A 24,958-nucleotide genomic window follows, 5' to 3' on the forward strand; every position below is an offset into this window, starting at 1 on the left:
ACGGTGTCCGGCGTTGGGCGGCTCTGTCCCCGGACAGCGCGCACGGGAATGCCATGTACGACCTCAGTCCTCGCGCAGGGCAAGTTGCAGCACCACATAACTGTGGTGTTCGCGTCCGTGCGGCGAACGGGCCGTTGACACGAGAACGTCGGCCGTGATCCGGCGATTTGCGTAGGCGCTCAACAGGCTGGTCACCTCGTGATCCACACGGGCTGTGATCACGCCGCGGTCGGCCGTCTCGATCTCTACCGTCCGCCGGAGCATGCTTCCGCCGACGAGTCGGCCCACCATCTGCTGCTGCTGTTCCTCAGGCTGGACGGCCCGTAGGGCATCCCGGCACTGCTGGGCGCCGCGCGCCCCGAGTCGCGAAGCGCGGACACCGCCGTAGGGCGAAGACCAGGTCAGACGGATGTCGGCGCCCGAATCCGCGAGCACGTCCGTCAGGTCGGCGAGGCGGCTGAAGACCCGCCCACCCAGCGGCAGCGCGGTCTCGATCACTGCGTCGACAGCCCCCGGCCCTGCCTCCGCCCGATCCGTGATGTCAAGGATCTGTCCCATGGCGCGGTCCAGTAACGATTCCTTCGTGGCTACATCCGGCAGAGGCAACTCGTCCGCGCCCACTGGTGCCTCCTCAAGGACCATGCCGTATGAGGAGGGGAACGTCGCCGCAGCGTAGAGCCGCGTCGCCTTGCGGACGGCCTGCGGAAGTGGGCCGTAGTCGTGTGTCGGGCGGCTTTCGTCGAGCGCGTGGGCGACGGTCGTCACTGCTTCCTGGAAGGAGATCAGCCACTGCCCAAGCACGGACGACTCCACGCGGTGCTGTCGGACGGGCGTCCCTTCAAGCGCCACGCGAAGACTACGCCGGGCCTCCTCGGCTTGTGAGCTGTCAGTCGTGAGTCCCGCGGCCCTCAACATCTTGCGCCGCTGGGCAGAGGCCAGCTCGTCTGGCGACCGCACAGGATCATGGCCGGGTGCCTTGCCCCGATTGGCCCGCAACCAGGCCCTCAGGGCCTCCTTGTCCGAGGGGTCTGGCAGGTTCTGCGGCGCATTCACAGCAGCACCTCCACATATCCTCGTCGGGTTCCGTCGGGAACCCCGTTTTCTCCGCGACGGCAGCGCTGCCAGATCTCGTCGTGTACCCCGAGCTCCTCGAAGACCTTATGGTCCCCAGCAGCCATGGCTCCTGCCACTCCGAGGGCCTGGAAGTCCGCAGTCTCGGGGAGGCGCAGGACATACGCGTCCACCCGCATGCCATGGCGCACACACCAGTCCTTCGTACCCAGATTGTCAAGCTCGTCAACCGTGTCCGGGTCCTCGGTCGCCCGGCCGTATGCATCCGACGGTATGAGGTACGTGACATCGACGTCCTCGGGATTGATCTTCCTGCTGACGAAGCTCCCGGCAAGCCAGATTCGGCCCACCGCGCCTGTCGCGATCTCCACGAGAGCGAAGTGCATCCGCAGCTCGCTCATGAGGTCGGGGCGCGTGGACGAGTCCGCGAAACACTCGGCCTTCACCAGTTCCGACTCGACTTCTTCCCAAGCCAGGGGGAACCTCCCCGGAGGAGGGCACTTCGTGACGCGGTCGAACGCGGGTAACGGTGTCATACGGTCCTCGGCTCAAGGGCGAACGCAGAGTCAACCTAGACGATCTCTGGGTGATGGGTGGGTCGAATACGGAAGAACGCTCAGAAGGAGTTACTGAGGTTGAACTCGTGATGTCAGCCGGGTTGGTTGCTCAGGTAGGTCTGATGGTCAGGCCGGTCTCGGCGAGGTAGCCGTCTATGAGGTCGCTGCGGTACTGGATGTGCCGTAAGCCGCGTCGGATGCGCTGGACGAGGTGTTCCGGGGACGGCCAATCAGTGCAGTGGGGGGGTGGGTAAGTCTCTCACGACGAGAAGGTGTTTGTTTCAGGCGTAGGATTCATTGATGCTGTGTCAAGTTGCCGTGACGGCGTATCGGTTCAATTTTCTGGAGTGTGGTCGTCGCGGCTCAGGGATCCTGGTACCTCATCCCTGAGCGCCGTTCAACAGCCTTCGACGCACTGCTGGCCAGGCTGTTGGCCCTGGCGAGATCCTCTTGGGGCCGGATCCGCACCTCCGAGGGCTCGCCTGTCCCCAGGCAACCGATTCCCCGGACGTCGCGTACGAATACGTCGCTCAGCTCGACCATCAAGTACAGCAACGGCGCAAGGTCAGGATGCGCCCGGACGTGGGGGTGGATGCCGGTCCTGTCCGTCCTCGTCCGCTCTGTCGACCAGTGCCGCAGTGACGCAGCGCTGCAGTGCTGGAACCCGCCCGGATTGCCGACTCCGGCGAGGCATTACCGCTGCCGGTCATCAACTCGCACGCGCCGTGGTTCCAAACGGAACGGTCGGGCCGGATCTGGGCGTGGGATCTTCGTGTCCTCCGCCCAGGTAACCAAGCGGCGCGTTCGTGTTGTGCCTCGCGGAGCTGGGGACAGCCCTCCACAGAGATCACCTACGTCAGACGAGCCCCGTTCGGTAGCATGCTCCGAACGGGGGATTTCGGCTGTCGTGAGACGAGAAGCGGCACACTCACCGCACGAGGCCCGAGAAGTCCTGCCGCATGCCGCTCCCCGGAGCACACAGGCGAACCGACCGCACAGGACTGACCGGGTACACCGGGTACGGAGCGTGAAGATGGACTTCGACGTCGCCGCTCCCGACCCTGCTGGCATGGTGGCGTCGCTCAGTTCGCTCGGATACTCGCTTCCCGCCGCCGTTGCAGACCTCGTGGACAACAGTGTCTCGGCAGAGGCCAAGAACATCGACGTCGACTTCACGTGGGACGGACAGAGGTCCTGGATCGCTGTGACGGACGACGGCAGGGGGATGACGGAGCCCGAGCTTGTGACCGCCATGACGGTGGCGGCCCGCGGTCCGTCAGCCGAGCGGAGTGCCACAGACCTCGGCCGTTTCGGTGTGGGGCTGAAGTCCGCCTCGTTCTCCCAGTGCCGCAAGCTCACCGTCGCCACGGTCAGGGACGGAGTCCGGCACGTCCGGACGTGGGACCTCGGCGTTGTGGAGCACTGCAAGGAGTGGCGGCTCCTCCGTGACCCGGGCGACACGACCACCGCTCTCCTGTGTCGGATCGCGGGGAGCATGCAGCACGGGACCATCGTCCTGTGGGAGCAGCTCTCCGGTTACCACAACACCACCGTGGCCAGCGACGACGAGAAGACGCAAGCCCAGTTCTACGCGGAGGCGGAGCGTACCGAATCCCACCTTGCGATGGTCTTCGCCCGTTTCCTGCAGCGTCCGGCCCGGTGCCGGATCCGGGTACGTGGCTCCGACCTCTCCCCGTGGGACCCGTTTCTGTCCGCGCACCCGTCGGTACAGCGGATCCCCTGGGAACCACTACCGCTGGGATCGGAGTCGGTGCGTGTGGAGCCGTTCGTCCTCCCGACGGCACAGCGGCTCTCGGCAGCTGAATACGAGTCGGCTGCCGGGCAGAAGGGATGGCTGGGGCAGCAGGGGTTCTACGTCTACCGCCGTGACCGACTGATCCTGGCCGGTGACTGGCTGGGGATCCGCGGCCTGCGGCGCGAGGAGAAGTACAACCTCGCGCGGATCGCCGTGGACATCCCTGCGGAGGCCGACGCCGACTGGGGCGTGGACGTGCGCAAGGCGAGCGTGGTTCCCCCCGTCTCCTTGCGTCGTCATCTGGAGAGGATCGCAAGGCACACTCGCGAGGTGGCCTCTCGTTCCGCACGACAGCGTGGTCAGGTGGTGTCGCGGGCGCACGGTGACCCCCTGAAGTTCGCCTGGAACGTGAAGCGCCACGACGGCCGGGTCGTTCTGCGTATCAACAGAAAGCACCCTTTGGTGAAAGCAGCGATGGACGACCAGGGCGGCAATCCGGACGTCGTCCGCTCGATGATCCGGCTCCTTGAGGAGACGGTCCCGGTCACGGCGCTCCGCTTGCTTCACGAGACCGACACGGTCGACGACCCCGAACCCTTCGGCGGACCGGGGCCAGCCGCTCCGGAGACCGTCGACATCGCCCGCCAGGTGTACGAAGCACTCCTGGGGCAGGGCCGCTCCCCAGAGGACGCCCGGGGCGTACTCAGCTCCATGCCTCCCTTCGACGAGCAACAAGGTTTCTGGAACTCCTGACACCTGGTAGTCCCCACTCCCAACCGACCCGGCCGCAGGAGGTCGCTGTGAGCACCACCCCCGAGGACAGTCTCGAGAAAGCCGAGCAGACAGCGGTGCTGCTCCTGCCCGGTGACCGGCAGGCAACGCCGACCGAGGTCGACTTCGCCGTGAACACCGCGGTCAGTATCCTCGCTGCCCAGGGGATCACTGTGGAGCGGGACCAGGTGCGGAAGGTGCTCGAGGCCCGGGCCTCCGTGTTCCAGGCTGATTCATCCGCGATGAAGAACGACGAAGGCCACGTGCCCTGGCTCGCCGACGCGAAGGCGGACCGGAAGTGGGACTTCTGGGGCCGTTACCGGCGCTACCTCCTGACCGTCTCCAAGCTCCCGACGCAGGTCGTGCGCCGACTCGACCAGAGCACCGACGACGTTCTCGGTGAGCTGGAAGACCCTCAGCGGGAAGGCGCCTGGCGCCGGACCGGGCTCGTGATCGGGCAGGTCCAGTCCGGCAAGACAGGGCAGTTCATCGGGCTCGCCGCGAAGGCAGCCGACGCCGGCTACCGGCTCATCGTGGTGTTCGCCGGGATTCACAACGACCTGCGCAGCCAGACCCAGCTCCGTATCGACGAGGGACTCCTCGGGTTCGACACCCAGTACCAGTTCCGCTCGGACGACGACGCGCATCGCCATATCGGTGTTGGCGCGATGTCGCACGACAAGCGCCTGAAGGCCGCGTCGCTCACCACCAGTCACGAGAAGGGGGACTTCGCCCGCAAGACGGCGGTCTCCGCGAACGTGCCGGTGGGCAGCGTCCCGGTGGTCCTCGTGGTCAAGAAGAACCGGCGGATCATCGACAACCTGCGGGACTGGGTGATCGACAACCACGGCGTGGAGGACCCGGAGACCGGCCGGATGGTCGTTCCCGACCTCCCCTTGTTCGTGATCGACGACGAAGCCGACAACGCCGGGGTGAACACCTCCAAGGACCCCGACACCAACCCGTCGGCGATCAACAAGGCCATCAGGCGGTTGGTCAACAGCTTCACGAAGGCGTCCTACGTCGGCTACACCGCGACCCCCTTCGCGAACATCTACATCAGCCCCGACACGGACCACGACGAGCTGGGCCCCGACCTCTTCCCGGAGAGTTTCATCCGCACCCTGCGGGCGCCGTCAAACTACCTCGGTCCCGAGCGTGTCTTCGGTCTGCAGACCGACGGCGACGAAGAGGACATCGAGCCGCTGCCACTCATAAGGCACATCAAGGACACAGACCTCTGGGTACCGGACAAGCACAAGTCCCACCACCGCGTTCCCGACTTCCTGCCGGAGTCGCTGCAGCGCGCCATCCGGTCCTTCGTTCTGACCTGCGCGGCACGTCGAGCTCGGGGGCAGGTCGCCGTGCACAACTCCATGCTGGTGCACGTGACCCGCTTCACGGCCGTGCAGCAGCAGGTCTGCGACCAGATCGACGCCCACGTGCGTCTCCTCTTCGATGTTCTCCAAGACCGGTTCAGCAGTGTCCGCGAAGAACTCGAGGAAGAGCTGCGGGAACTCTGGGATGAGGACTTCGTCCCGTGCACCGAGGACATGACCGGGGACAGACTCGACTGGGAGGACGTCGAACCGCATCTCCACGCCGCCCTCGGGAAGATCACCGTCATGGCTGTCAACGGGGCGGCGAAGGACGCCCTCCAGTACTACGAGCGCCGGGAGACCGGCCTGTCGGTCATCGCCGTAGGCGGCGAGAAGCTTTCCCGCGGTCTGACGCTCGAAGGGCTGTCGGTCAGCTACTACCTGCGTGCCTCCAAGACGTACGACACCCTGCTGCAGATGGGCCGCTGGTTCGGCTACCGCCCCCGCTACGAGGACCTGTGCCGCCTGTACACGACACGTACACTGCAGCGCCAGTACGCGGAGATCACCGCGGCCACTGACGAACTCAGGCGCGATGTCGAGGAGATGTCCGCGGTGGGACTTACTCCCAGAGAGTACGGTCTCAAGGTCAGGACATCGTCGCTCGGCCTCGGCATCACGGCGTCCAACAAGATGAGGCAGGGCACGCGTGTCCGCCTCAGCTACTCCGGTGAACTTCCCGAGACGACCATCTTCGACCTTTCTGAGAAGGCGGTTCGCAACAACCACGAGCTCCTCGAGTCGTTCGTCGCGCGCCTCGATGCGGTCTCGGCCGGGAAGGTGGACGAGCGGAGCGGGAGCATCACCTGGAGTGGCGTCGCAGCCTCGGACGTCACCGAGGGTTTCCTCGACTCCTACCTCACCGACCGGCAGGCCCAGCGGGTGCGGCCGGCCTTCATCGCAGAGTACGTGCGCCAGTGCGCCAAGCAGGGTGAGCTTGGCAACTGGACGATCCGCCTCGCCAGCCGACTGCCCGAGGGCGCGGCGGCCGAGATCGCGGGCCACTCCATCGGCCTCATCACGCGCAGCCACTCCAAGTCCTCGGAGGTCGTTCCCGGCCGCTACACGATCAAGCGCGTCCTCAGCCCTGCCGACGAGCTCTGCGACCTGACCGAGGAACAGTACGACCGGGCGCTGAAGGACACGAAGGAGGCCGCGAAGGGGAAGCTCAACAGGAAGGGCGAACCGCTCGATCCGGACACGCCCCGCGGTCGGCCTCTGCGTCACCAGCGCCGCGCCGACCAGCCGTTGCTTCTGCTGTATCCCCTCAGCCCTGCCGAGGTGGCCAAGTCGTCGGGGAACCCTGAGCCGGTCGCTCCACTGGTCGGGTTCGCTATCAGCTTCCCGTTCTCCCGCCACCAGTTGAAGACCGAGTACGTGGTGAACGATATCTGGTTCAAGCAGGACATGGAGTTCGACGACTTCGAGGACGAAGAGTGATCGACGAGAGTGTGTGGCAGGAGCTGGAGGCCCACCAGCAGACCCCGGGCAGGTCCACCCGGCGGCTTCACCCCGACTCCCCGCACGACATCCAGGTGTCGGTGACGCACCCCGCCCTCCGGCGGATGCTACTGCTCGGCACGGACGCCAGGACTGCCGACACCGTACGTCAGGAGATCCACGAACTGCCGGCCACCCGTGGCCTGCAGCTGAACCTGTCGTCGGTGTCCGGTAACCACTACGAGCTCCAGGTCATGCTCACCGACGACGAACTCACGGAGGTCTTCACCCCGCTCGTCTCCGACATCGCAGAGGTGGTGCGGGACGCACCGACAACCGAGACGGCGGCGGAGGCTGCGGTTCGCCGCTACGTCCGGTGGCAGCAGTTGCTGCGCTCCGTGTCGCGCGACGGCCTGTCCCGACAGGCCCGGTGCGGCCTCTTCGGCGAACTCCACTTCCTCCTCGAGTACGTGCTGCCGACTTTCGACCAGCTCACCGCCGTCAGCTCTTGGACCGGACCGAGACAGACGAACCAGGACTTCCAGATGCCCGGTGCCGCGGTCGAGGTGAAGGCGACCACGGCACGCTCCCCCCGGACGGTCCAGATCGCGAGCGAGCGGCAGCTGGACACAGCCGACTCGACCCCCCTCGCACTGGCCCACCTCGTCCTCGACGACCGGCAGATGGGGCTCGGCAGGAGTCTGAACGTCCTGGTGGACGAGATACGGGCCCGTCTGACCTCACCGTCCGCCTCCCAGCGCTTCGAGAGCCTGCTGGTCCAGGCCGGCTACCTGCCGAACCAAAGGGATCTCTACGACCACGATCGCTACACCCTGCGGCGCAGCGAATTCTGGACGGTCGGGGAGGGTTTCCCTCGCATCGTCGAGGCCGAACTGCCGCCCGGGGTGGGCAACTGCACGTACACCATCGACGTGTCGGCCCTGGCCACCCACAGCGTGACCGCCGAAGCACTGGTCGACCTGATCCGAGGAACCCATGGCTGAGCACGACCTCCACGAGTACTCCCGCGCGCTGGTGACCGACATCCAGGCGCTGGCGGACGCCGAGGGCGGCTCGATCCCGAACACGTTCACCCAGCATGTACTCGAGATCCTCGAGGAAGCCGGTGTCGTCACCGACGCGGCACTCGCGTACCACTCCTCCCGAGGGCTGGAGATCTACGGCTACGGCCTGCCCGACGACGGGTCCAGCCTCGATCTCTACACCACCGACTTCAACCTGACCCCGTTGAGCAGCAAACTGACCAAGGCCGAGTCCGACAGGCTTTTCCGAAGACTGTTCGCGTTCCTGGGCAAGCACGGGGCCATCCGCCCCAACCAGGAGGACAACACCGACGTGCACGACATGTGCGTGGGTGTGGAGAAGGCACTGTCGAACGTTCCGAAGATCCGCCTCTTCCTCCTCAGCAACCGGATCAGCACGACGAGCGCCCCGGAGCCCACGGAGTTCCAGGGGATCCCCGTCACCTACGAGCTATGGGACCTTGCGCGGCTCCACAGACACGAGACCTCCGGGAGCATCGGCGAGCCCATCAAGGTGACCTTCGAGCGTCCTCTTCCGTGCCTGGCGGCGCACAGCGACGAGCCGAACTACTCGGTCGTCCTGGCCGTCATCCCCGGCCGACAGCTTGCCGAACTGTACAAGGAGCACCGGACCCGGCTGCTCGAACTCAACGTCCGGTCCTTCCTCCAGACCCGTGGTGGCGTGAACAAGGGCATCCGCGAAACCCTGCTGAAGGATCCGAGCCGCTTCCTCGCCTACAACAACGGCGTGACCGCCACCGCCTCGGACGTGGACTTCGAGACCGACGAGGACGGCAGTCCCGTCGCCATCAGGAGCATGACCGGCCTCCAGATCGTCAACGGCGGCCAGACCACCGCCTCGCTGCACCACGTCCTGACTCATGACAAGCGGGACCTGGACGGGGTCCACGTGCAGATGAAACTCACGATCGTCGATCCCGCCTATCTGTCCGAGATCGTTCCGAGGATCTCCCAGTACTCCAACACCCAGAACAAGGTGACGTTGGTCGACTTCAGCTCGAACCACGAGTTCCACGTCGCCTTCGAGCGTGTCTCCCGAAGCCTGTGGGCTCCTGCGACCGACGGCAGCGGTCAGGAGACGCGATGGTTCTACGAGCGGGCGCGGGGCCAGTACACCGACAAGTCCGCCGAGCACGAGACCCGCGCCGCCCAGCGCAAGTTCAAGCTGATCACGCCGAGTCGGCAGAGATTCAGCAAGTCCGACCTGGCCACCTTCGTGCACTCTTGGGAGCAGCTCCCGTACTGGGTGAGTCGCGGCGCCCAGAAGAACTTCGCCCACTTCATGGAGCGGATTGAGAAGTCCGATCCCGTCGTGGACGTGCAGTACTGCAAGCGCGCCATAGCCACTGCAATCCTCTTCCAGGCTGCCGACCGGATCGCCCGTGCGCACTCGGCCGGCAGCCACAAACGGCTGATCACGACCTACACGGTCGCCCGGCTCTCGCTCGCCGCCGAGAAGCGGATCGACCTCGACAGGATCTGGAACGAGCAGGGCATCACGGACGCCCTGAGGGACGCCCTCGACGAACTCTGTCCATTGATCATGGAGACGGTGATCTCCGGTGACCGGCACGTGTCGGAGTGGGCGAAGAAGCCCGACTGCTGGGACGAGGTGTCCCGTATCGCTTGGACGCTCCCCGACGCGCTGACCGCCGAGCTCACGGCCGAGCCCTTCGAAATCGCCTCCCCCGAGAGCAGTGAGTCCGACGAGGCCGAAGCCGCCGTCGAGGACATCCCCAGCGAGGAGTGGCAGGCTCTGGCGGACTGGGCCCGCGAAGGCCGGTTTCTGCGCGCCGTGGACAGGCAGCTCGCCGACCGTGTCGCGCAGCGTCTGTCCCAGGGGAGGCGGGTCACCGGGACCCAGGCTAGGCAGGCGATGGAGGTCTACGAAGAGGCTCTGCGGCACGGCTTCCACCCCGCGTCCGTCGGCCTCGACCACGAGACCGAGTGAGAGCGGCAGCCCTCGACAGCCGGGGCTGCTGCTACAGGGTTCCCTCCCGCAACAGGTCGTTGATCGCGTCTTCTGCCCGCCTCAGCACGATGCGCCCGTCCCCGTCGCTGAACACGAGCAGCTTGGTACCCGGGCTGATGCCTGCTTCGGCGAGGATCCCGAGCGGGATCTCCACACGGTCGGCCTCGTCGACGTCGAGTTCTGCGGGTTCTCGGATCATCTAGGTCAGTCTGTCATCCGGAGCACGCCCACGGCATGGCCGCCCGAGGTGGAAGGATGGCCTCGTGAGCACACACGACGGATGGGTGAGCACGCCTTGGAGCGCACAGCTGAGAGGCCGCCGCGTACGGGACACCGAACCGGAGAAGGCCCTCAGGAGCGCCGTGCACGCCCTCGGGCTCCGCTTTCGGCTGCACCGTAAGGTCGCTCCCCGCTGCACGGCGGACTTCGTGCTGCCCCGGTACTCCGTCGCGGTCTTCGTCGATGGTTGCTTCTGGCACGGCTGCCCCTCCCACGGCACGCGGCGTTTCCGAGGACCGAACGCCTCGCGCTGGGAAGCCAAGATCACGACCAACATGGAAAGGGACGCCAGAAACACCGAAGCGGCGAGAGATGCTGGATGGACCGTGGTGCGCATCTGGGAGTGTGAGGTCAGGGCCGACGCCGGGCGGGCCGCCGAGCACATCGCCCACGCCGCACACCGCAGCGTCCCGGTTCTCCCGGGAGGGCCTTCTCAGCCTGTGGTTACCGCAACATCCAAGGTGGCTGCGGTTCCCTCGTCCTCCTGCGGACGGGTCGGGCAGTAGTCGCTCAGAGGGCAGCTTCCACAGACGGGCTGCTTGTCGCGACAAAGGTTCTCGCCGATAAACCTGATGGCGGCCATGCGCACCGGCGCGTCCCGGCCGGCGCCGAGAAGCTTGATGAGGTTGAGCCGACCCTCGGTCAGTCGGTTGGTCAGGTGCGATTCGTTCTGCTGAACCCTCGCAGCCACCCGCAACGCACTCTGGCCCACCAGCATTATGTCGCCGCCGGCCAGCAGCCTGAACAATGCGAGCTCAGCCGGCTTGAGCCCCATCACCTTGCTGTGATCGAGAACCGAATCCGCGTTCGCCCAGACCTCGGGCTTGTCGACGACCGGACTGAGCCTGCCCTCCAGACGCTTGCGGAGTGCTGTTGTCGGCGCCGCGTTCACGAGGGCGAGATAGACGTCCTGCGTCAGTTCCCTGTGCCCAGCGACCTCGTCCATCACGTCTGAGAGCTGCTTCGGGTGCAGCTTGCTTCCCGAGAGCACCGCCATGACGAGAGCCCCGAGCGGCTTCATCTTCCGGCCACCGGGGAACTGGTACCACTGCTTGCCCGCACGCTGCTCCTTGGCCCAGCGGGTCAGCACCTCACGTACCTTCGGCCACTTGTCCGCGGCCTCCTCTCCGGCGGGAGCATCTTGCGGCAGGAGAACCCGGGCCGCGGCTTCGCCCAACAGCGGGGGAACCGCGTTGCCAATCTGGCGGAAGGCGTCGCTCCGCGTACCCGCGAACCGAAAGCGGTCCGGGAAGGTCTGGATCCTCGCGGCTTCACGCACGGTCAGCGTTCGCGCCTCTTCAGGATGGATGTACCAGTAACCGTCCTTGGCGATGTGTGCGGTGATGGTGCGGCTCAATTCCTTCCAGTCCAGCTTCTTGTACTTGTCGGTGAATTGCTCCGAGTCGTACCTCTGGAAATCCTTCTCGTCCTCTTCCAGTTTCTCTTCGAGCTCGGAGTAGAGGGTTTTGGAATCCATGACCGTGAAGATCCTGAAGTCGTCCTCACGAACCCGCCGCGTCATGTGGTCGTGAATTACACCCTTTTCTGCCCTTCTGCGCATCTCCTTGGCGAAGGAAGAGAGTGTCGACTCCTGCTGCTCGTCGTAGTCGATGACTCGGGCACCCACCGCTTTCAAAGGCTCCGGATTGAGCGCAGGCAGGTCGCCGATGGCATCCCGAAGTTTGGTCTGCTTCTTCGGCTTGCCCCACGCGAAGCCGCCACCGTCTCTCCGCGCGAGCAGGATCAAACGCTTCCGGTGCTGCGGCACGCGGTAGTTCCACGCATCGACGAGGCGTACCTGGGTCACGTACCCGAGACTCTCCAGCTTTGCCTCGATGATGCGGATCACGCTGAAGTCATCGCCGAGCCCCATGTCAGGGACGTTCTCCATGAGGACGGCGCGTGGAAGGAGCCGCTCCACCACGTCGACATAGGCCCGCCAGAGTTCCTTTCGGAGATCGTGCGGGTCACGGTTGTGGTACTCGACCAAGTGCCGGATCTTGCTGCGTCCGGCACGACTGAACGGCTGGCAGGGGGGGCCTCCCGCCACGATGTCGATCTCGGCGCCGGAGTCAAGGATTCGCTGGACGAATTCGCCTCGCTGGTCGTCGTCCCCGAGGTCGACACAGAGGCTCATTCCCGGGAAGTTCGCTGCATGTGTCTCGCGAGCCCGCTCGTCGAAGTCCACGGCCGCAGCGGTGGTCCATCCGGCCCGTTCAAGGCCCAGGCTCAGTCCGCCGGCGCCCGAGAAGAGGTCGACAGCCAGGCGCTTATCTTTTCCGTAACCGGACTGGACCCATTTCCTGAAATCGTCCGGCTCGCAGTGGTGCCTGTGCTTGTCCAGTTTGAGGTAGTCGCTCCGCTCCAGGGGCACGCCATACGTGCTTTTTGCCCCCTTCTCCTTCGCCACGACCCACTCCTCCGTACCTGACGACCTGAACGACCTCCAGGAGATCACGCACGACGCTGCGGAGGCAAGGCCTCCGGCCGGTCCACACCGCCGCAAAGCCTCGACTGTCACGCGGGTGACCTGCCTGGTGAACACTGCGGTTCACTCACCGTGTCTCACCGGTAACTTGAAGCAGTGTTCTTCTCTTGAGCCACCTCATGTTAGAGGACACTCCCTGGGCTACTCCTCGCGACCACCCCGTTCCGGATACGTCCGCGAACGTCACCTGCCTCAACGAGCCCTCGAAGCAGAAGGCACGTTCGACTACAGGGCTGCGCCCCCTTCGAACGCCTCAGCGAGGGCGTCCGCGGCGTCGAGTGTTCTGACGCTGACCAGCAGGCAGGCACGAACCATCACGACGGCCGGTTTCAGCGTGGTCGCGTCGATCGGCTCCGGCGGCGATGACGGGTCCCAGGACGCGATGCCTCAGGCCCCGCACATTCCCTGGGCCGCGGCGTCGGCGAGGGCGACGCACGCCAAGGCCAGAGCCTTCTGGTAATGAGGGGCGGCTTGGAGTGAGGGTTTCGGGTTGTGTAGGAACGCCACGTCTGATTTATGGCCCCGTGCATCCGAGTGGGGTCCAAGGAGTGTTCCGCCCGCGCTGCCCTCGTGAAGTAGCCCACCTTCATGGAGAGCGTGAACTTCGGCATCAGATCGCTCGCGGTTCGTGTAAGGACCCGAGGGGACTCTCCACTGCAACTCCTCATAACCCTGCTGGCTATGCTGCGGGGCCGTACGCGGCGGACTCTGAGACCAGCGCCTGCATCTGTGCCCGCATGCCGCTGTGGAGGTCGATCTGGGGCTGCCAGCCGAGCGCCTCTTGGGCGTGGGTGGGGTTGGCGCGTGTGGTGGGGACGTCGCCGCGGTGTGGGTTCTCCTGGTGAATCTGGATCTCGCGCCCGGCGAGGCTGTTGGCGATGTTGATCACTTCGAGCAGGGAGGCGCTAGAACCGCCGCCTACGTTGATCACCCCGCTGGCGGCCGGTGTGGTGGCTGCGGCGATGGTGGCGGTGACCGCGTCGTCGATGTAGGTGAAGTCCCGGCGCTGGTGACCGTCCCCGTACAGGCGTAGTGGTCGGCCGGTCAGGGCGGCCGTGAGGGCGAGGTGCGTGAACATGTCGGGGCGCTGCCGGGGGCCGTAGACGGTGAAGTACCGCAGGGCGACGACGCTGGTGGGGCAGTTGGCCTGGGCAGAGTGTGCGAGGCAGAGCTGCTCCTCGGCGAGCTTCGTGACCGCGTACGGGGAGGCTGGCCGGGGGCGGTCGGTTTCCACGCTCGCGCCGCCGTCGGTGGGGCCGTAGACGCTGGATGAGGAGGCCACCACGACCCGGGGGACGCCCATCCGGGCGGCGGCGTCCATGACCCGGTGGGTCGCGAGGACGTTGGAGGCGACGTACTCGCTGAATCTCGGGCCCCAGGAAGGGCGCACGCCGGGGATGCCCGCTAGGTGGAAGACGGCGTTCGCGTCGATGAGAAGCGGCTCGATCGCGCAGCTGAGGAGGTCGGCTGTGACGTGCATGTATCCAGGGGTCCCCTGTAGTGGAGCGAGGTTGAGCGCGGCCGTGGGGTCGGTGGCCGGGTTGCGCCGGTCGACGCCGATGACGGTCGCGCCCGTCTGGGCGAGGGCGTGTGCGAGGTGGGAGCCGATGAAGCCGGCGGCGCCGGTCACCACCGCCCGGCGGAGTACAGCGGTGGTCGGGTTGGATGGGTGCTGTGACACGGAGGTCTCCAGGAAGACGGGGGAGGGCGGCTTGCCTAGGCGAGGCGGGCCAGAACCGTCCGGCCGTGGGTGCTGAGGGCGAGATCGTGCTCTTCGTTGTCCGCGGACGAGGGCGGTGACGGCCTCGATCGCGCCGAAGGACTCCAGCAGCCGCTGTTCGGTGTCGTTGAGCGGCCTTCCGTATCCGGCGAAGAACGCCGTCCGGAGGCTGGGGGCGGCCTGCCAGCGGCGGAACTCGAGGCGGGCGAAGTCGCGGATGCGGGCGTCGCGGCGCATGTGCTCGAAGTCGCACAGCCCGAAAGAGTCTCCGAGGAGCCAGTTTCGAGGCTGGTAGTCGAGGTGGCAGACCGCGCTGTCCAGGAGCGTGTTCGCCACGACGTCCGCGTGGTGGTTGAGGCGGTCAACTTCGACCGTGGAAATGAGGTCGGCCCGCTCCGCGCGGGCCGTCCAGTCGCGCAGCCGCTGGGCGAGTTCCGTGCCGACGGCGCCGGTGCGCGGCACCGAGGTGGGGTGGTGCAGCTTGGCCAGCACGCGCCCGGCCTCGTAGTGGAGCTGCTCCTCCTCGGACGATCCTGGCGCGACGACCCTGGCCCGTACGCCCGGTACAGCGGTGAGAAGGAGGGTGCAGGTTGTGTCCTGTCGGCCCACCACGCGGGGAGCGTGGCCGATCAGGTGGGCTCCCCAGACGAGATAGGCGTGCAGCTCGCGGAGGTACCGGTCACGCTCGCTGTGCTGCTTGGCGAAGAACTCGTTGCCGTCGGCGTTGACCAGGCGCAGGACGCGGGAAGGGAGCGTCGGATCGTGCATGATCCGGACTGCTCCGAGTGTGCCGCGAGCCAGATTTAGGCGGGGGTCGTCGGACAGTGTGATCACGAGGCAGCCTCCTGTTCTAAGGCGGCCAGGTGCTCGGTGTCGTTGTGGCGGTCGAGTATCCATCGTCTCTGTCCGAGCCGGTTGAGGTGGTGCTGCCAGTGGGTGAGGGAGCCGTGGGAGATCGTGAATCCGGCCGGGGAACCGAGCGGGATTCCCAGGAGCAGGGTGTGTGCGACGATCACCGTTTCGCCGTGCGCGGTGAACAGGACGCGTTCGCCCTCGTGTTGGTTGATGAGTTTCTGGAGGAAGTGGCCGGCCCGCTTCAGGTAGCCGTCCCAGGTGTCGGATCCGGCAGCCCAGGGCTTGTCGGGGTGGGCATGCGGCCCACCATCGGCGGTTGTCTTTACCTTGGTCCAGGGCTGGCCGTCGGCGGCGCCGTGGACGGGGCCGTCGAGACGGTCGTCCGTGGAGATGGGGAGCTGGAGGGCCTGGCTGATGATCTCGGCCGTCTGCCGCAGACGGATACGCGGTTCGGTGTACAGCGTGTCGAAGGGCCGGTCGCGGTGCTCGGCGGCGAGGCGGTGCGCGACCCGTTCGACCTGTGCGTATCCGCGGTTGGTCAGCCCGGTGCAGGTGCGGGGGCCGCCGACCAGGCCGTTGACGTTGCACTGGGCCTCGCCGTGGCGGACGAAGACGAGTTCGGTGGTGATCATGCGGAACCTCGGGAGCCCGGTTGGAGAGTCTGGCTGTGGCGGTAGCCGTTGCGCCCGCCGTATGGGGCGGTCAGGACGGCGTGCAGGGCGAGGAAGTCGTCGAGACGCTCGCGATCCGTGGTGCTGAGCCGGGGGTCGTGGTGTTCGGCGACTTGGTTGTAGGCACGTAGGGCGGAGTCGATTGCAAGGCCGGGTAGGGGCCCGTATGTCAGGACTAGCGTCGCGATCAGTTTCGCCAGGTCGTATCCCATCGGCGCCAGCGTGAGATCGTCGGTGTCCACCGTGTGGATGTCGCCGGCCTTGGTGACGATGAAGTTCCGGGGGTTGCTGTCCTTGTAGAAGGCGGCCGGCCCCTCGGCGGTCTGCTCCAGCAGCGTCAGCATCGCGTTGAGGGCGGTCCGGTCCGGCAGGTAGCCCTGCTCCAGTCTTCTTCGGAGGGCGATCTGCCGGGGGCCGATGTAGCCGCTGAACGCGATGCCGTCCCGGAACCGGTGCGGTGTGTTCGGAGAGGCCGAGCTGAGGGCGGTGGTCCAGGCGGCTCCGTGGGCGTCGCCCAGCAGTTTGGCCAGGGGCAGCAGGTCGTCGGTCCGGGCCGGGCGGCCGTCGATCCACTCGTACGTCAGGCTTGTCGGGCCGACCGCGGTCAGCGTCGGAAGTCGGAGTGGCCGTGCGTGCTCGGCGAGCCAGGTGTGATGGCGGGCTGCCGAGGCCACCTGGTGTGGGGTGTCGTAGTGCTTGGTGAATTGGCGAAGGCTCACGATCGTTTTCCCCCTGCCTGGGCCACGACGAAGGTGACGAGGGACGTGGTGGTGAGGGGCCGGTCCGGCAGGAAGTCGTGAAGGGTCGCCGCGAAGGCGCCCGCATTGCCGTACAGGTTGGGGGCGAGGTCGTACTTCGGGCTGGTGGCCAGGTACTCGGCAACGTGGTCGTGGCCGTCGAAGGTGAAACTGTGCTCCTCCTGCTCCACGGCGAGTACGTCGAGCGACACGGCGGCCAGCTCGGCGAGGTTGCCGCTGTGCGCCGAGGCGTACAGGCTCTCGTGCTGCTCGGCGCGCGGGTCGACGCCAGCGGCAGCGACCAGCTGGTCCATCTCCCGGTAGCTGTCGAGCGCTTTCGTGACGAGCACGGCCAAACCGTCGGCAGCGAGCGCCCGGTCGATCTCCGCGACCACCGCCTGCGGGCGCGGTGAGTGGTACAGGCAGAACGCGGCGACGACAACGTCACACGACCCGGTGGGCACGGGGAGATGGTGGAAGTCGCCCTGAAGGAAGCTCACCGGCAGGCCGGGCAGACGTCGGGCGCGCTGGCGAGCCTGTTCAATCAGGGCCGACGCGGCGTCGAGGCCGACGACGCGCCGGGGACGGAGCTCCCGGGCGAAGGTCAGGCTGCTCGTGCCGCGACCGCAGCCGAGGTCCAGGGCCAGGCCGAGACGGTCCGGCCGCTCGTGGTGGTTGCGCACCAGCCCGACGATCGTCTCCGGTACGGGGCGCCCGGAGGTCTTCGCCCGCATCAGGGCGTTGGACCGGCTGGCCAGCCGAGAGACGTGTCCGTACAGATCCGCCTGCCGCGCGGGGTCCAGAAAGGGATTGGTACCGCTCATGAGGCAGCGCCCTCCCTTCGGGCGCACAGAGTGCTCAGCGGTCCTCGGCGGCGACCTTCCGCAGCCATCGGCGGGTCTGCCGCCGATTGGCCAGCAGCACCACACTGGCACGGCCCGAGGCGAACTCGTCGATCTTGGCCATGACGCGCGGGCGCATCTTGCGGCGATACGTTGCGACGTACTTGATGACGCCCCAGTGGATGCGGTTGTGCACCCCGTTCCCTTTGTGCCCGCCCCCGTGCCGGATCTGCCGGGAGAAGATCCCGTACAGCGCGGCCACGGTCGAGACGTCCATCAGAACCACCGTGTCGCAGGCTTCGAGCCGGATCTGCAGTGTCGAGTTGTAGTTCCCGTCGATCACCCACCTCGGCTGCGCGACCAGGTCCTGTTGCAGGGCGGCGAACTTGTCCATGGGCAGCTCGTTCCATCCGTCGTCGTAGAACGCGGCGTCCAGGTGTGTGACCGGGGCGTCGAGAATCCTGCCCAGCTCGCGTGCCAGGTAGGACTTGCCGCTGCCTCCGCAGCCGACGACGGCGACCTTCTGCATGGTGCTCCAGCGTAGAGGTGCTCGGGTGCCCGGTCAGATCGGCCGTTCGGACACGTTCGGATGATTCAGGCGGCATGGTCCTGGTGGTCTGTTTCATCACGCTGCTCCCCGTTCCATCGCGGTGGGGCTGGCGGCCGTTTCCAGGACGGCTTCCAGCGCATCGACCTGTCGGCTTAGGCGGAACATGTCCAATCGGTTCAGACAGGCCGCGATCAGGGCCGCGTGCTGTTGGGTGCCAGCGATCTGCTGGAGGTGCGTCAGCCGCTCGATCACCTCGTTGCTGGAGCTGACGATCAGCTCCTTGGGCACGAAGCGATCGGCGTGCAGGATGTCGGCAGGGGTGAGTGGGAGGCAGCCAGCGAGTACGGCCTCGAAGATCCGCTGCGTCATCTGCCCGACGGCGGCGTACCGCTTCGGCAGCATCAGCACGGTCGCCAGGGACCTGCCGTACACGGTTTGGACCACCTCGAAGGGGAGCCTGCCGACGAACGGGACGTGCGGCCAGTGGGAGGTCTTCGTCCACTTGCCCCCGACCACGTGATCGAAGTGGGTGGCGACCGGCGCGAAGAACCTGGCGAAGTGCTCGTCGCGGTCGTACTGGTTGCCGACGTAGCCGAGTACGAGGTCCCGTGGCTTGTTGGCTAACGCGAGGGGGTCCGCCTCGGCGAGGAGACGGTCGTCGACCGGGAAGAGCAGGCGGTGGGCTCCTGGCGTCGGTTCGAGAGCTGCCTCGCACACGGTGACATGGCCGAAGCGCCGCCACACACTGTCAGGCTGGAGCCGGAGGTCCTTGTCCCAGATCACGGTGGGCGTCTTCCTGCGCTCGGTGTACCGGGTGACCAGTTCGGCTTGGCGGTGCAGGTCGCAGGTGTGCCCCTCGGTGCCGCACGGGGTGGTGTTGCGCCCGTCGCTGGCCCAGCGCCACTCCAGAAACAGGGCGTCGATGTCCGGGCTGCCGTGGTGGAAGGTGTAAGCGTTGCCCAGGTCGTCGTCGGCTTCGAGCAGGTCCCGGTTGGCCTGGAGGAAGACGATCTCGTGGCCGTGGTCGTGGAGGGCGTCGATGAGCGGGCGGCGGTGGCTGCGGCCCCCGTCCGGAGTGTCGGTGATTCCGTTGCCGAGGAAGCCCCAGAAGCTGTACCCGATTTTCACTTGGTGATCCACCTGCCTTCCAGCAGCAGCGCGTCCAGTCCGGAGTTGGCCAGGCACTCCAGTGCCAGCTCCGGTGTCCCGCAGATCGGCTTGCCCTTGACGTTGAGCGAGGTGTTGATCAGGACCGGAACCCCGGTGCGGCGGGCGAAGGCGCGCAGCACGTCGTGCACGAACGCGTTCTGCGACCAGGTGACGGTCTGGAGGCGGGAGGTGCCGTTGGCGTGCACGATGGCCGGCACCCGCTCACGCGCCTTGTCGGTTACGCCGGACGCCATCGACATGTACGGCGCCTACTGGCCGAGAGTGAAGAACTCCGCGGCGCGTTCGGCCAGAACCATGGGCGCGAAGGGGCGGAATGGTTCTCGGAACTTCACGGTGGCGTTCAGCCGCTCGACGACCCCGGGCCTCAGTGGTGAGGCGAGGATCGAACGGTTCCCCAGGGCACGGGGACCGGCCTCGACCCGGCCCTGGAAGAGCCCGATGATCAGGCCGTGGGCGAGCTGGTCGGCAAGGAACTCGGCTGCCTCGACGCCCAGCGTCTTCTGGTGGAGCCCGGGCCACGGCGTCAGGTCAAGGGACTGGTCCTGGTACGACGGGCCGAGGTAGCAGGTCCGGGCGACGCCTGACACGGGCCGTCGGCTGCGGCTGCTGGTGTGCACGGCGATGGCGGCCCCTATGGCGGTACCGGCGTCGCCCGGGGCGGGCGGCACGAAGACCTTGTCGAAGATGCCGTCCTCGATGATCCGGCCGATGCTCACGCAGTTCGTGGCGACTCCACCGCCGACGCACAGACGGCGCGATCCGGTGATCATCCGGGCTCGGCGGGCCAGATGCAGCATCACCTGCTCAGTACGCTCCTGGAGCGCCGCGGCCAGATCCCGATGGACGTCCCCGAGCGGCTCGCTCGGGTAACGCTCGAGGCAGGTCTCCGCGATGAAACGACGGGAGGTACACGGGTAGCCCGAGGTCAGCACGCGCGGCGGGAAGTACGTCGGATCGACCACGAACCCCGTCGGCGTGGTGCGCACAGCCCGGGCGAAGAGGGGCCGGAACCGCGCGGGGTCGCCGAGGGCGGCGAGAGCCATCACGGTGCCCTCCTCGTCACCGCGGCGCCACCCGAGGTGCTCGGTGACCGCGCCGTACACGTAGCCCAGCGAGGCAGGGTCGTTGATCGCCTCGAGCGTGTGGGTGTACGGGTGGAGAGCGTCGCTTCCTCGGGCGATGGTCGTGGTCTGCCGCTCGCCGAGGCTGTCGACGATGAGAACGGCGGACTCGTTCCACCCGGAGGCGGCGAAGGCGGCCAGCTGGTGCGCGCGGTGGTGCAGGACGGGGTGCACACGGGTGGAGGGAAACCGCCGGCCGAGGGCGCCGGTTCTCAGTTGAGTACGCAGGGCCACCTTGGCGAAGCCGTGAGCCCGCGGCAGTGCCCGGTCGCGGGTCATCGGCGACAGTGCCAGGCGCAGGGCCGTCGCAGACTCGGCAAGGTAGTGGGCGGGCCGGAAGTTGTAGGCGACGGCATCGACGTCGGCGGCGGTGAGCCCTGCCTCGCTCAGCAGCCACTCCACGGCGTGGCGGGGGTAGTCCTTGGTGTGCTTCTGTTGGGAGAGCCGCTCCTCCTCGACGAAGCCGGTCAGCTCTCCGTCCACCAGCAGGGCTGCGGAAGAGTCGTGCGTGTAGGAGCACAATCCGAGGATTACGGAGGGCGCGCGGTCCAAGGCGGCCGTCACCGCGTCCTCGCCGTCTCGCGCGTGGGGCAGGTGCGGGCACGGTTGTTCAGCTCGCCGTACCAGGCGATCAGCGCCTCACCCAGCGGCCCGTCGATCTTGTCGGCCACCTGCCACGCCTGGTCACGCGCGCCGTCCTTCCACAGGCGGTAGCTGCGCAGGGTCTCCGACATCATGTTCCAGCCCGGGTGGCCGGTGGCGTCGCGGGCCGCGACCTGGCCGAGGAGGTCGTCAAAGCCCCGCCACGGTGTGGTGAGGTCCGGCATGACCGCGCTCGCGGTCACCGAGGTCAGGTCTTCAGCCTGACCGAGGTGTTCCTCGTAGATGTGCAGCGATCCCACCTGGTGGTGGAACTCGCCCAGCTCGACCCCGAGCCACCCCGCGACGCGACCAGCTCATGCAGCACGGTGTAGAAGAACAGGTCGTACGGCATACCGATCCATACGTCCTGACCGCGCATGGTGGTCGACATGTGGAGGCGGCCAGCCCGCAGGTAGAAGAGGAAGCCCAGCGTGCAGGGCACGTCCTTGTGTCCGGCGGCGTCCTGGGCCGGATCGTAGAGCTGGATCAGAGCCCTGCGAGAGTCGGGGTCCTCCTTGAGGATTTCGACGACCCGGCTCAACTGGTCGACTCTTCCCGCCCACCTCCGCATCCGCGGGCCGTACGCGCCCCGTAGGACACCGTCGTCGGCGTACTGCCGTAGGCGCGCGTTGTAGTCGAAGATCCATGCGGCATCCGAGCCGGAGAGGTGCCATACGGTCTCCGCCACGGCGAACGCGGGGTTGATGACGCGCGCGGGCGGCGCGTACAGCAGGCGGGCCCGTGGCTGGGTCAGCCGCATGTTGACGTCGAGGACCTCACGGGTCGCCATGCCACGGGGGCTGATCCTTTCGCCGTTCTTGGCCAGGGCGACGGCGCCCACGAAGAGCTCGGCGACGCTGTCGGCGGTCAGGTGGGTCATCGGGCAGGTACTCCTTCTCCCTGCAGCGGTCCGGAATCGGTGCCGCGGGCATCGTGGTGGACGTGGTGGGGACGCGTGACAGGGGCGTCGGCCCGGCGGGCAATGAGGCGTGCGACCTGGGCGGCGCTGTCGCCAGGCCGTCGGCACACCGCATCCATCGCCGCCCTGTCGGCAGGCGGACGAGGACCGCGCAGTGCGACGAGTGCGTCAGCGACGTCATCGGCGGTCCTGCACCGCCGCGCGAGGCCGTTGCCGGAGAGTCCGAGCGTGGGCTCGCCGGGCGCACCCAGTTCGAGCACCGGAACACCCACCAGCGCGGCTTCGATGCCGCACGTCGAGTAGGCGCTCGCCAGGGCGTCGGCACCGGCGAGGCAGCCGCGAGCGCCGACCCGGGGATCGGCCACGGCCACGAAGGGTTGACCGTCCCGTTCGAGAAGGGGCGCGAAGACGTCGATGCTCTGTGCTGGATGCGGCGCGATGACGAGTCCCCAGTCGTCGTCGGCCTTCCACAGACCGTCCAGGAGGAGGTCGGCCTGGGCCTTGAGGCGGTCAGGCCCGAAGGGCTGGCAGGCCCACACCGCGATACGGGCCGGGGCTCGCCACGGGCTGGGCGACAGCAGCTTCTCAAGGTAGCGCCGCTGGGCTTCGCGCTCGAGGTCGGCGAGCGAGTCGAAGCGGGGCTGGCCTAGAACATGAACTTCGGCGTCAGGGTGGCGCACCCACGCCTTCGCGAGGGGGAGATCCCGTTCCCCCATGACGACGATGTCGCGGCTGTGCAGCGCGGGCCATGCGACGGACTCCGCCGTCCACGCCCCGTGTTGGAGATGTACCGTGTTCGCCCCATGACGCTCCGCCGCGTGTCCAGCGAGCGCGCCCAGCGGGCTGGTGTCGTTGCTGACCAGAACGGTGTGCGGTTGAGTCGCGGCGAGGACACCGTCCAGCCACGTCTCCGCCCGGACCACGGATCGCCACGAGGGCTGGGTGCACCCGCCACTCGTCTCCAGCAGTACGGACAGAAGCCTGACCAGCCGGGCCAGTTGAACCGCGTACTTGCCGACCCGAACGGCACGGCCGTCGTCCTGCAACCTCAGACCGTCCGCGGCGCCGGAGAGGGTGAAGAGGTCCGTCGGCGGCGAGCACAGATGCACCCCCGCGATGCTCGAAGCCGGGCACCGCTCCGCCGGGTCGGTCGCCAGGTCCGCCACGAGGCTCGGGCGTCCGGTCCTGGCCAGTTCCTCCAACACCGGCAGCAGAGTGGCCGCGTGGCGGGAGGACCACGACAGCGCCACCACCTCGCTCGCTGGAAGCCTCGAGGGAGCCGGACTCGGCACCGCTGCGGTCACCGGGGGACGAGATCGTTTGCGTAACTGCGCGGAGCGGAACGGATTGTGAGGGGCTGGCGCACCGAGCAGGTACGCGATGCCCGACCGGGTAACGGTGTACGCGCGGTACTCGCGCGAGCTGCTCGACCGCAGCCCGACGAGTCCTTCGTACGGCGCGAGCCTCAGCCGACCTGGGGCCTTCGCGAACGGCTCCCAGTCGCTGAGCGCCGCCAGCTTTCGTACAACCTGCGCCATAAGGCGCCGAGCTGGCACATGCTGGACGTACAACCATCCCGCACCGCCCGGTGTCCTCGCGAGGTCAGCGCCGTACGTCTCGAGGGCCTGCATCAACTGGTCGACCCGTGCGTCCTCGCCGACCACTGCCCGCAACGGCTCGCCATCGGACTCTGCGCGGGAGAAGTCGGCGGCGGCGTTGCCTTCGGATGGCGTCATACCGGGCTCCCCGCTGGGAGCGGCCCGGCTTCCAGGAACCCAGCCAGGTGCTTCGGTGACTCGGCGACGAATGGGGCTGGAGGGCTCGGGGCGCCGTAGCCCCAGCTTGTGTGTACGTATGAGACTCCGGCACGGCGGGCTGCCTCCTGGCCGACCGTCATATCACCGACGTACAGCACATCAGCCAGGTCGGCGCTGAGGCCGATCAGTGCGAGCAGGACGGGATGGGGTGCGGGTTCGCCCTGCTCGATCCGGTTCGGAGTGCGCACCATGGCGAACGGGACGCCGAGCTGGGCCAGGAAAGGAGTAGTTCGGCCCAACGGGCTGGACGTGACGATTACCGGGCGGGTGTCGACGAGCCCACCGTCCAGGGCGCACAGCAGCACACGTACAAATTCGGGGCCGCGGTCCAGCCTCGTTCCGCCGGGGGACGGCGTGGGCAAGGGCAGATTCCGGGATCGCATCAGAGGGTCTCCAAGCGGAGTTGTCAGGAGGTGATGGGCGACTCTGGGCGCTTCACGAAGGCGATCACCCGCTTCCCGCATCCGTCATCCTTGGGGCAGGCGGCCCAGGCATCGGCTGCGGCAGACACGAGGCGAAGCCCGCGTCCGCTGGTGGCGTAGAGGGAGGGGATCTGAGGCACCGGGGGGTCCGGGGAGTTGTCTTCGACCTCGATCCCCACGACACCAGCCTGCAAGGTGAGCGTCAGCGTGATTACGTCATCGGGCTTGCCGTTGGGTCTGGGCGGAAGGGCCGGGCTGGCGTTGAGGGTCCGGCCATGCTGCTCGGCGTTGGTGGTGAGCTCGCTGACGATCAGCACCGTTTGGTCCAGGAGGTCTTCCACTCCCCACGTTGTCAGCGCGTCGCGGGTGAAAGTCCGGGCTTTGCCCGGGGCCCTGTCGTCTGCGGCGAGCGTCAGGCTCTTCTGCTGTTCAGGAGCGTTGATGACGCTGCCCAGGCTTGTGATTCGGTCCATGTTCGCCTTCTCACAACTGGTGCCTGAGGCTGCGGAGGACTCGATCGGCGGTTCTTTCGGAGCGGTTGAAGCGGCGGAGGTCCTGCACGAGCACGGCCATCGGTGGCGGTTGCGGAGGCGCCGTCCATCGGGGGTCGTGGTGGGTTCTCGCCCGCCGCCTGCGACAGTCCGGGCATCGGCGCCAGTCCTTTGGCTGGTCTTCACCGGTTTCCTCCCGGACAAGGACAGTTGGTGGTTTCGTT

Annotated in this window: 20 protein-coding genes and 2 pseudogenes; 5 read left to right on the top strand and 17 right to left on the bottom strand. The window is 67.2% G+C overall.

The window, feature by feature from the left end:
* Positions 1-63: 63 nt before the first annotated feature.
* The 3 genes and pseudogenes from ACFVQG_RS36060 to ACFVQG_RS36070 all read right to left on the bottom strand — a co-directional run.
* Entirely contained in the window at positions 64-801 is a 738-nt protein-coding gene (locus ACFVQG_RS36060) for a hypothetical protein (protein WP_383392090.1), read from the bottom strand.
* A 248-nt stretch (positions 802-1,049) separates the two neighbouring features.
* A complete protein-coding gene (locus ACFVQG_RS36065; RefSeq protein ID WP_383392094.1) occupies positions 1,050-1,607 on the bottom strand; it encodes a DUF6932 family protein in 558 nt (185 codons plus the stop codon).
* Positions 1,608-1,737: 130 nt separating this feature from the next.
* Positions 1,738-1,851 (bottom strand): annotated as a pseudogene (locus tag ACFVQG_RS36070) (IS630 family transposase); the annotation flags it as partial.
* Positions 1,852-2,661: 810 nt separating this feature from the next.
* Here ACFVQG_RS36070 and ACFVQG_RS36075 point away from each other — a divergent pair.
* The 4 genes from ACFVQG_RS36075 to ACFVQG_RS36090 are packed head-to-tail and all read left to right on the top strand — an operon-like array spanning position 2,662 to position 9,989.
* Positions 2,662-4,137, top strand: coding sequence for an ATP-binding protein (locus ACFVQG_RS36075; protein WP_383392097.1), 1,476 nt, complete (start codon positions 2,662-2,664; stop codon positions 4,135-4,137).
* Between the two features lie 47 nt (positions 4,138-4,184).
* A complete protein-coding gene (locus ACFVQG_RS36080; RefSeq protein ID WP_383392101.1) occupies positions 4,185-6,974 on the top strand; it encodes a Z1 domain-containing protein in 2,790 nt (929 codons plus the stop codon).
* Positions 6,971-7,978, top strand: a complete 1,008-nt coding sequence (locus ACFVQG_RS36085; RefSeq protein ID WP_383392104.1) for a PD-(D/E)XK motif protein — start codon at positions 6,971-6,973, stop codon at positions 7,976-7,978. Before ACFVQG_RS36080 ends, ACFVQG_RS36085 begins: the two co-directional genes overlap by 4 nt.
* A complete protein-coding gene (locus tag ACFVQG_RS36090; RefSeq protein WP_383392107.1) occupies positions 7,971-9,989 on the top strand; it encodes an AIPR family protein in 2,019 nt (672 codons plus the stop codon). The genes ACFVQG_RS36085 and ACFVQG_RS36090 overlap by 8 nt, the downstream gene beginning before the upstream one ends.
* Before the next feature lie 31 nt (positions 9,990-10,020).
* Here ACFVQG_RS36090 and ACFVQG_RS36095 read toward each other — a convergent pair whose 3' ends face one another.
* Positions 10,021-10,209: a hypothetical protein gene (locus ACFVQG_RS36095; protein ID WP_383392110.1), complete on the bottom strand. Its 189-nt coding sequence runs from the start codon at positions 10,207-10,209 to the stop codon at positions 10,021-10,023.
* 85 nt (positions 10,210-10,294) lie between these two features.
* Between ACFVQG_RS36095 and ACFVQG_RS36100 the strand changes: the two genes are divergently transcribed.
* Positions 10,295-10,795: a very short patch repair endonuclease gene (locus ACFVQG_RS36100; protein WP_383392199.1), complete on the top strand. Its 501-nt coding sequence runs from the start codon at positions 10,295-10,297 to the stop codon at positions 10,793-10,795.
* Here ACFVQG_RS36100 and ACFVQG_RS36105 read toward each other — a convergent pair.
* From ACFVQG_RS36105 to ACFVQG_RS36165, 13 genes and pseudogenes are all read right to left on the bottom strand, one after another.
* Positions 10,723-12,699 carry a DNA cytosine methyltransferase gene (locus tag ACFVQG_RS36105; protein WP_383392113.1) on the bottom strand — a complete coding sequence of 659 codons (1,977 nt, stop codon included), beginning with the start codon at positions 12,697-12,699 and terminating at the stop codon, positions 10,723-10,725. The genes ACFVQG_RS36100 and ACFVQG_RS36105 overlap by 73 nt on opposite strands.
* A gap of 757 nt (positions 12,700-13,456) precedes the next feature.
* Positions 13,457-15,265 carry an NAD-dependent epimerase/dehydratase family protein gene (locus ACFVQG_RS36110; RefSeq protein WP_383392115.1) on the bottom strand — a complete coding sequence of 603 codons (1,809 nt, stop codon included), beginning with the start codon at positions 15,263-15,265 and terminating at the stop codon, positions 13,457-13,459.
* A gap of 62 nt (positions 15,266-15,327) precedes the next feature.
* Positions 15,328-15,984, bottom strand: coding sequence for a histidine phosphatase family protein (locus ACFVQG_RS36115; RefSeq protein WP_383392118.1), 657 nt, complete (start codon positions 15,982-15,984; stop codon positions 15,328-15,330).
* On the bottom strand, positions 15,981-16,742 hold the full coding sequence (locus ACFVQG_RS36120) for a phosphotransferase (protein WP_383392123.1): 762 nt from the start codon (positions 16,740-16,742) through the stop codon (positions 15,981-15,983). Before ACFVQG_RS36120 ends, ACFVQG_RS36115 begins: the two co-directional genes overlap by 4 nt.
* Positions 16,739-17,584 (bottom strand): class I SAM-dependent methyltransferase, encoded by an 846-nt coding sequence (locus tag ACFVQG_RS36125; protein ID WP_383392126.1) that lies wholly within the window; start codon positions 17,582-17,584, stop codon positions 16,739-16,741. The genes ACFVQG_RS36120 and ACFVQG_RS36125 overlap by 4 nt, the downstream gene beginning before the upstream one ends.
* 34 nt (positions 17,585-17,618) lie before the next feature.
* Complete coding sequence (locus tag ACFVQG_RS36130) at positions 17,619-18,131, bottom strand: topology modulation protein (protein WP_383392129.1); 513 nt, start codon at positions 18,129-18,131, stop codon at positions 17,619-17,621.
* A gap of 96 nt (positions 18,132-18,227) precedes the next feature.
* Entirely contained in the window at positions 18,228-19,280 is a 1,053-nt protein-coding gene (locus ACFVQG_RS36135; protein WP_383392131.1) for a hypothetical protein, read from the bottom strand.
* Positions 19,277-21,007: pseudogene (locus tag ACFVQG_RS36140) on the bottom strand (carbamoyltransferase). The gene ACFVQG_RS36135 and the pseudogene ACFVQG_RS36140 overlap by 4 nt, the downstream one beginning before the upstream one ends.
* Positions 21,004-21,345 (bottom strand): hypothetical protein, encoded by a 342-nt coding sequence (locus ACFVQG_RS36145; RefSeq protein ID WP_383392134.1) that lies wholly within the window; start codon positions 21,343-21,345, stop codon positions 21,004-21,006. Before ACFVQG_RS36145 ends, ACFVQG_RS36140 begins: the two are co-directional and overlap by 4 nt.
* The gene (locus tag ACFVQG_RS36150) at positions 21,294-21,965 is read right to left on the bottom strand and encodes a thymidylate synthase (RefSeq protein ID WP_383392137.1); all 672 of its coding nucleotides are present in this window, start codon (positions 21,963-21,965) and stop codon (positions 21,294-21,296) included. The genes ACFVQG_RS36145 and ACFVQG_RS36150 overlap by 52 nt, the downstream gene beginning before the upstream one ends.
* Complete coding sequence (locus ACFVQG_RS36155) at positions 21,962-23,740, bottom strand: hypothetical protein (RefSeq protein ID WP_383392140.1); 1,779 nt, start codon at positions 23,738-23,740, stop codon at positions 21,962-21,964. Before ACFVQG_RS36155 ends, ACFVQG_RS36150 begins: the two co-directional genes overlap by 4 nt.
* On the bottom strand, positions 23,737-24,285 hold the full coding sequence (locus ACFVQG_RS36160; protein ID WP_383392143.1) for an HAD family hydrolase: 549 nt from the start codon (positions 24,283-24,285) through the stop codon (positions 23,737-23,739). The genes ACFVQG_RS36155 and ACFVQG_RS36160 overlap by 4 nt, the downstream gene beginning before the upstream one ends.
* Entirely contained in the window at positions 24,228-24,716 is a 489-nt protein-coding gene (locus tag ACFVQG_RS36165) for an ATP-binding protein (RefSeq protein ID WP_383392146.1), read from the bottom strand. The genes ACFVQG_RS36160 and ACFVQG_RS36165 overlap by 58 nt, the downstream gene beginning before the upstream one ends.
* Positions 24,717-24,958 lie beyond the last annotated feature (242 nt).

The organism is Streptomyces sp. NPDC057877 (genome assembly GCF_042796855.1).
GTDB lineage: Bacteria > Actinomycetota > Actinomycetes > Streptomycetales > Streptomycetaceae > Streptomyces.

Bases quoted from the DNA above. Each gene is read 5' to 3' on its own strand.
- ACFVQG_RS36110 (WP_383392115.1), bottom strand. From the start codon at position 15,265: ATGCACGATCCGACGCTCCCTTCCCGCGTCCTGCGCCTGGTCAACGCC.
- ACFVQG_RS36160 (WP_383392143.1), bottom strand. From the start codon at position 24,285: ATGCGGGAAGCGGGTGATCGCCTTCGTGAAGCGCCCAGAGTCGCCCAT.
- ACFVQG_RS36130 (WP_383392129.1), bottom strand. From the start codon at position 18,131: ATGCAGAAGGTCGCCGTCGTCGGCTGCGGAGGCAGCGGCAAGTCCTAC.
- ACFVQG_RS36095 (WP_383392110.1), bottom strand. From the start codon at position 10,209: ATGATCCGAGAACCCGCAGAACTCGACGTCGACGAGGCCGACCGTGTG.
- ACFVQG_RS36150 (WP_383392137.1), bottom strand. From the start codon at position 21,965: ATGACCCACCTGACCGCCGACAGCGTCGCCGAGCTCTTCGTGGGCGCC.
- ACFVQG_RS36075 (WP_383392097.1), top strand. From the start codon at position 2,662: ATGGACTTCGACGTCGCCGCTCCCGACCCTGCTGGCATGGTGGCGTCG.
- ACFVQG_RS36165 (WP_383392146.1), bottom strand. From the start codon at position 24,716: ATGGACCGAATCACAAGCCTGGGCAGCGTCATCAACGCTCCTGAACAG.
- ACFVQG_RS36115 (WP_383392118.1), bottom strand. From the start codon at position 15,984: ATGATCACCACCGAACTCGTCTTCGTCCGCCACGGCGAGGCCCAGTGC.
- ACFVQG_RS36155 (WP_383392140.1), bottom strand. From the start codon at position 23,740: ATGACGCCATCCGAAGGCAACGCCGCCGCCGACTTCTCCCGCGCAGAG.
- ACFVQG_RS36065 (WP_383392094.1), bottom strand. From the start codon at position 1,607: ATGACACCGTTACCCGCGTTCGACCGCGTCACGAAGTGCCCTCCTCCG.
- ACFVQG_RS36090 (WP_383392107.1), top strand. From the start codon at position 7,971: ATGGCTGAGCACGACCTCCACGAGTACTCCCGCGCGCTGGTGACCGAC.
- ACFVQG_RS36125 (WP_383392126.1), bottom strand. From the start codon at position 17,584: ATGAGCGGTACCAATCCCTTTCTGGACCCCGCGCGGCAGGCGGATCTG.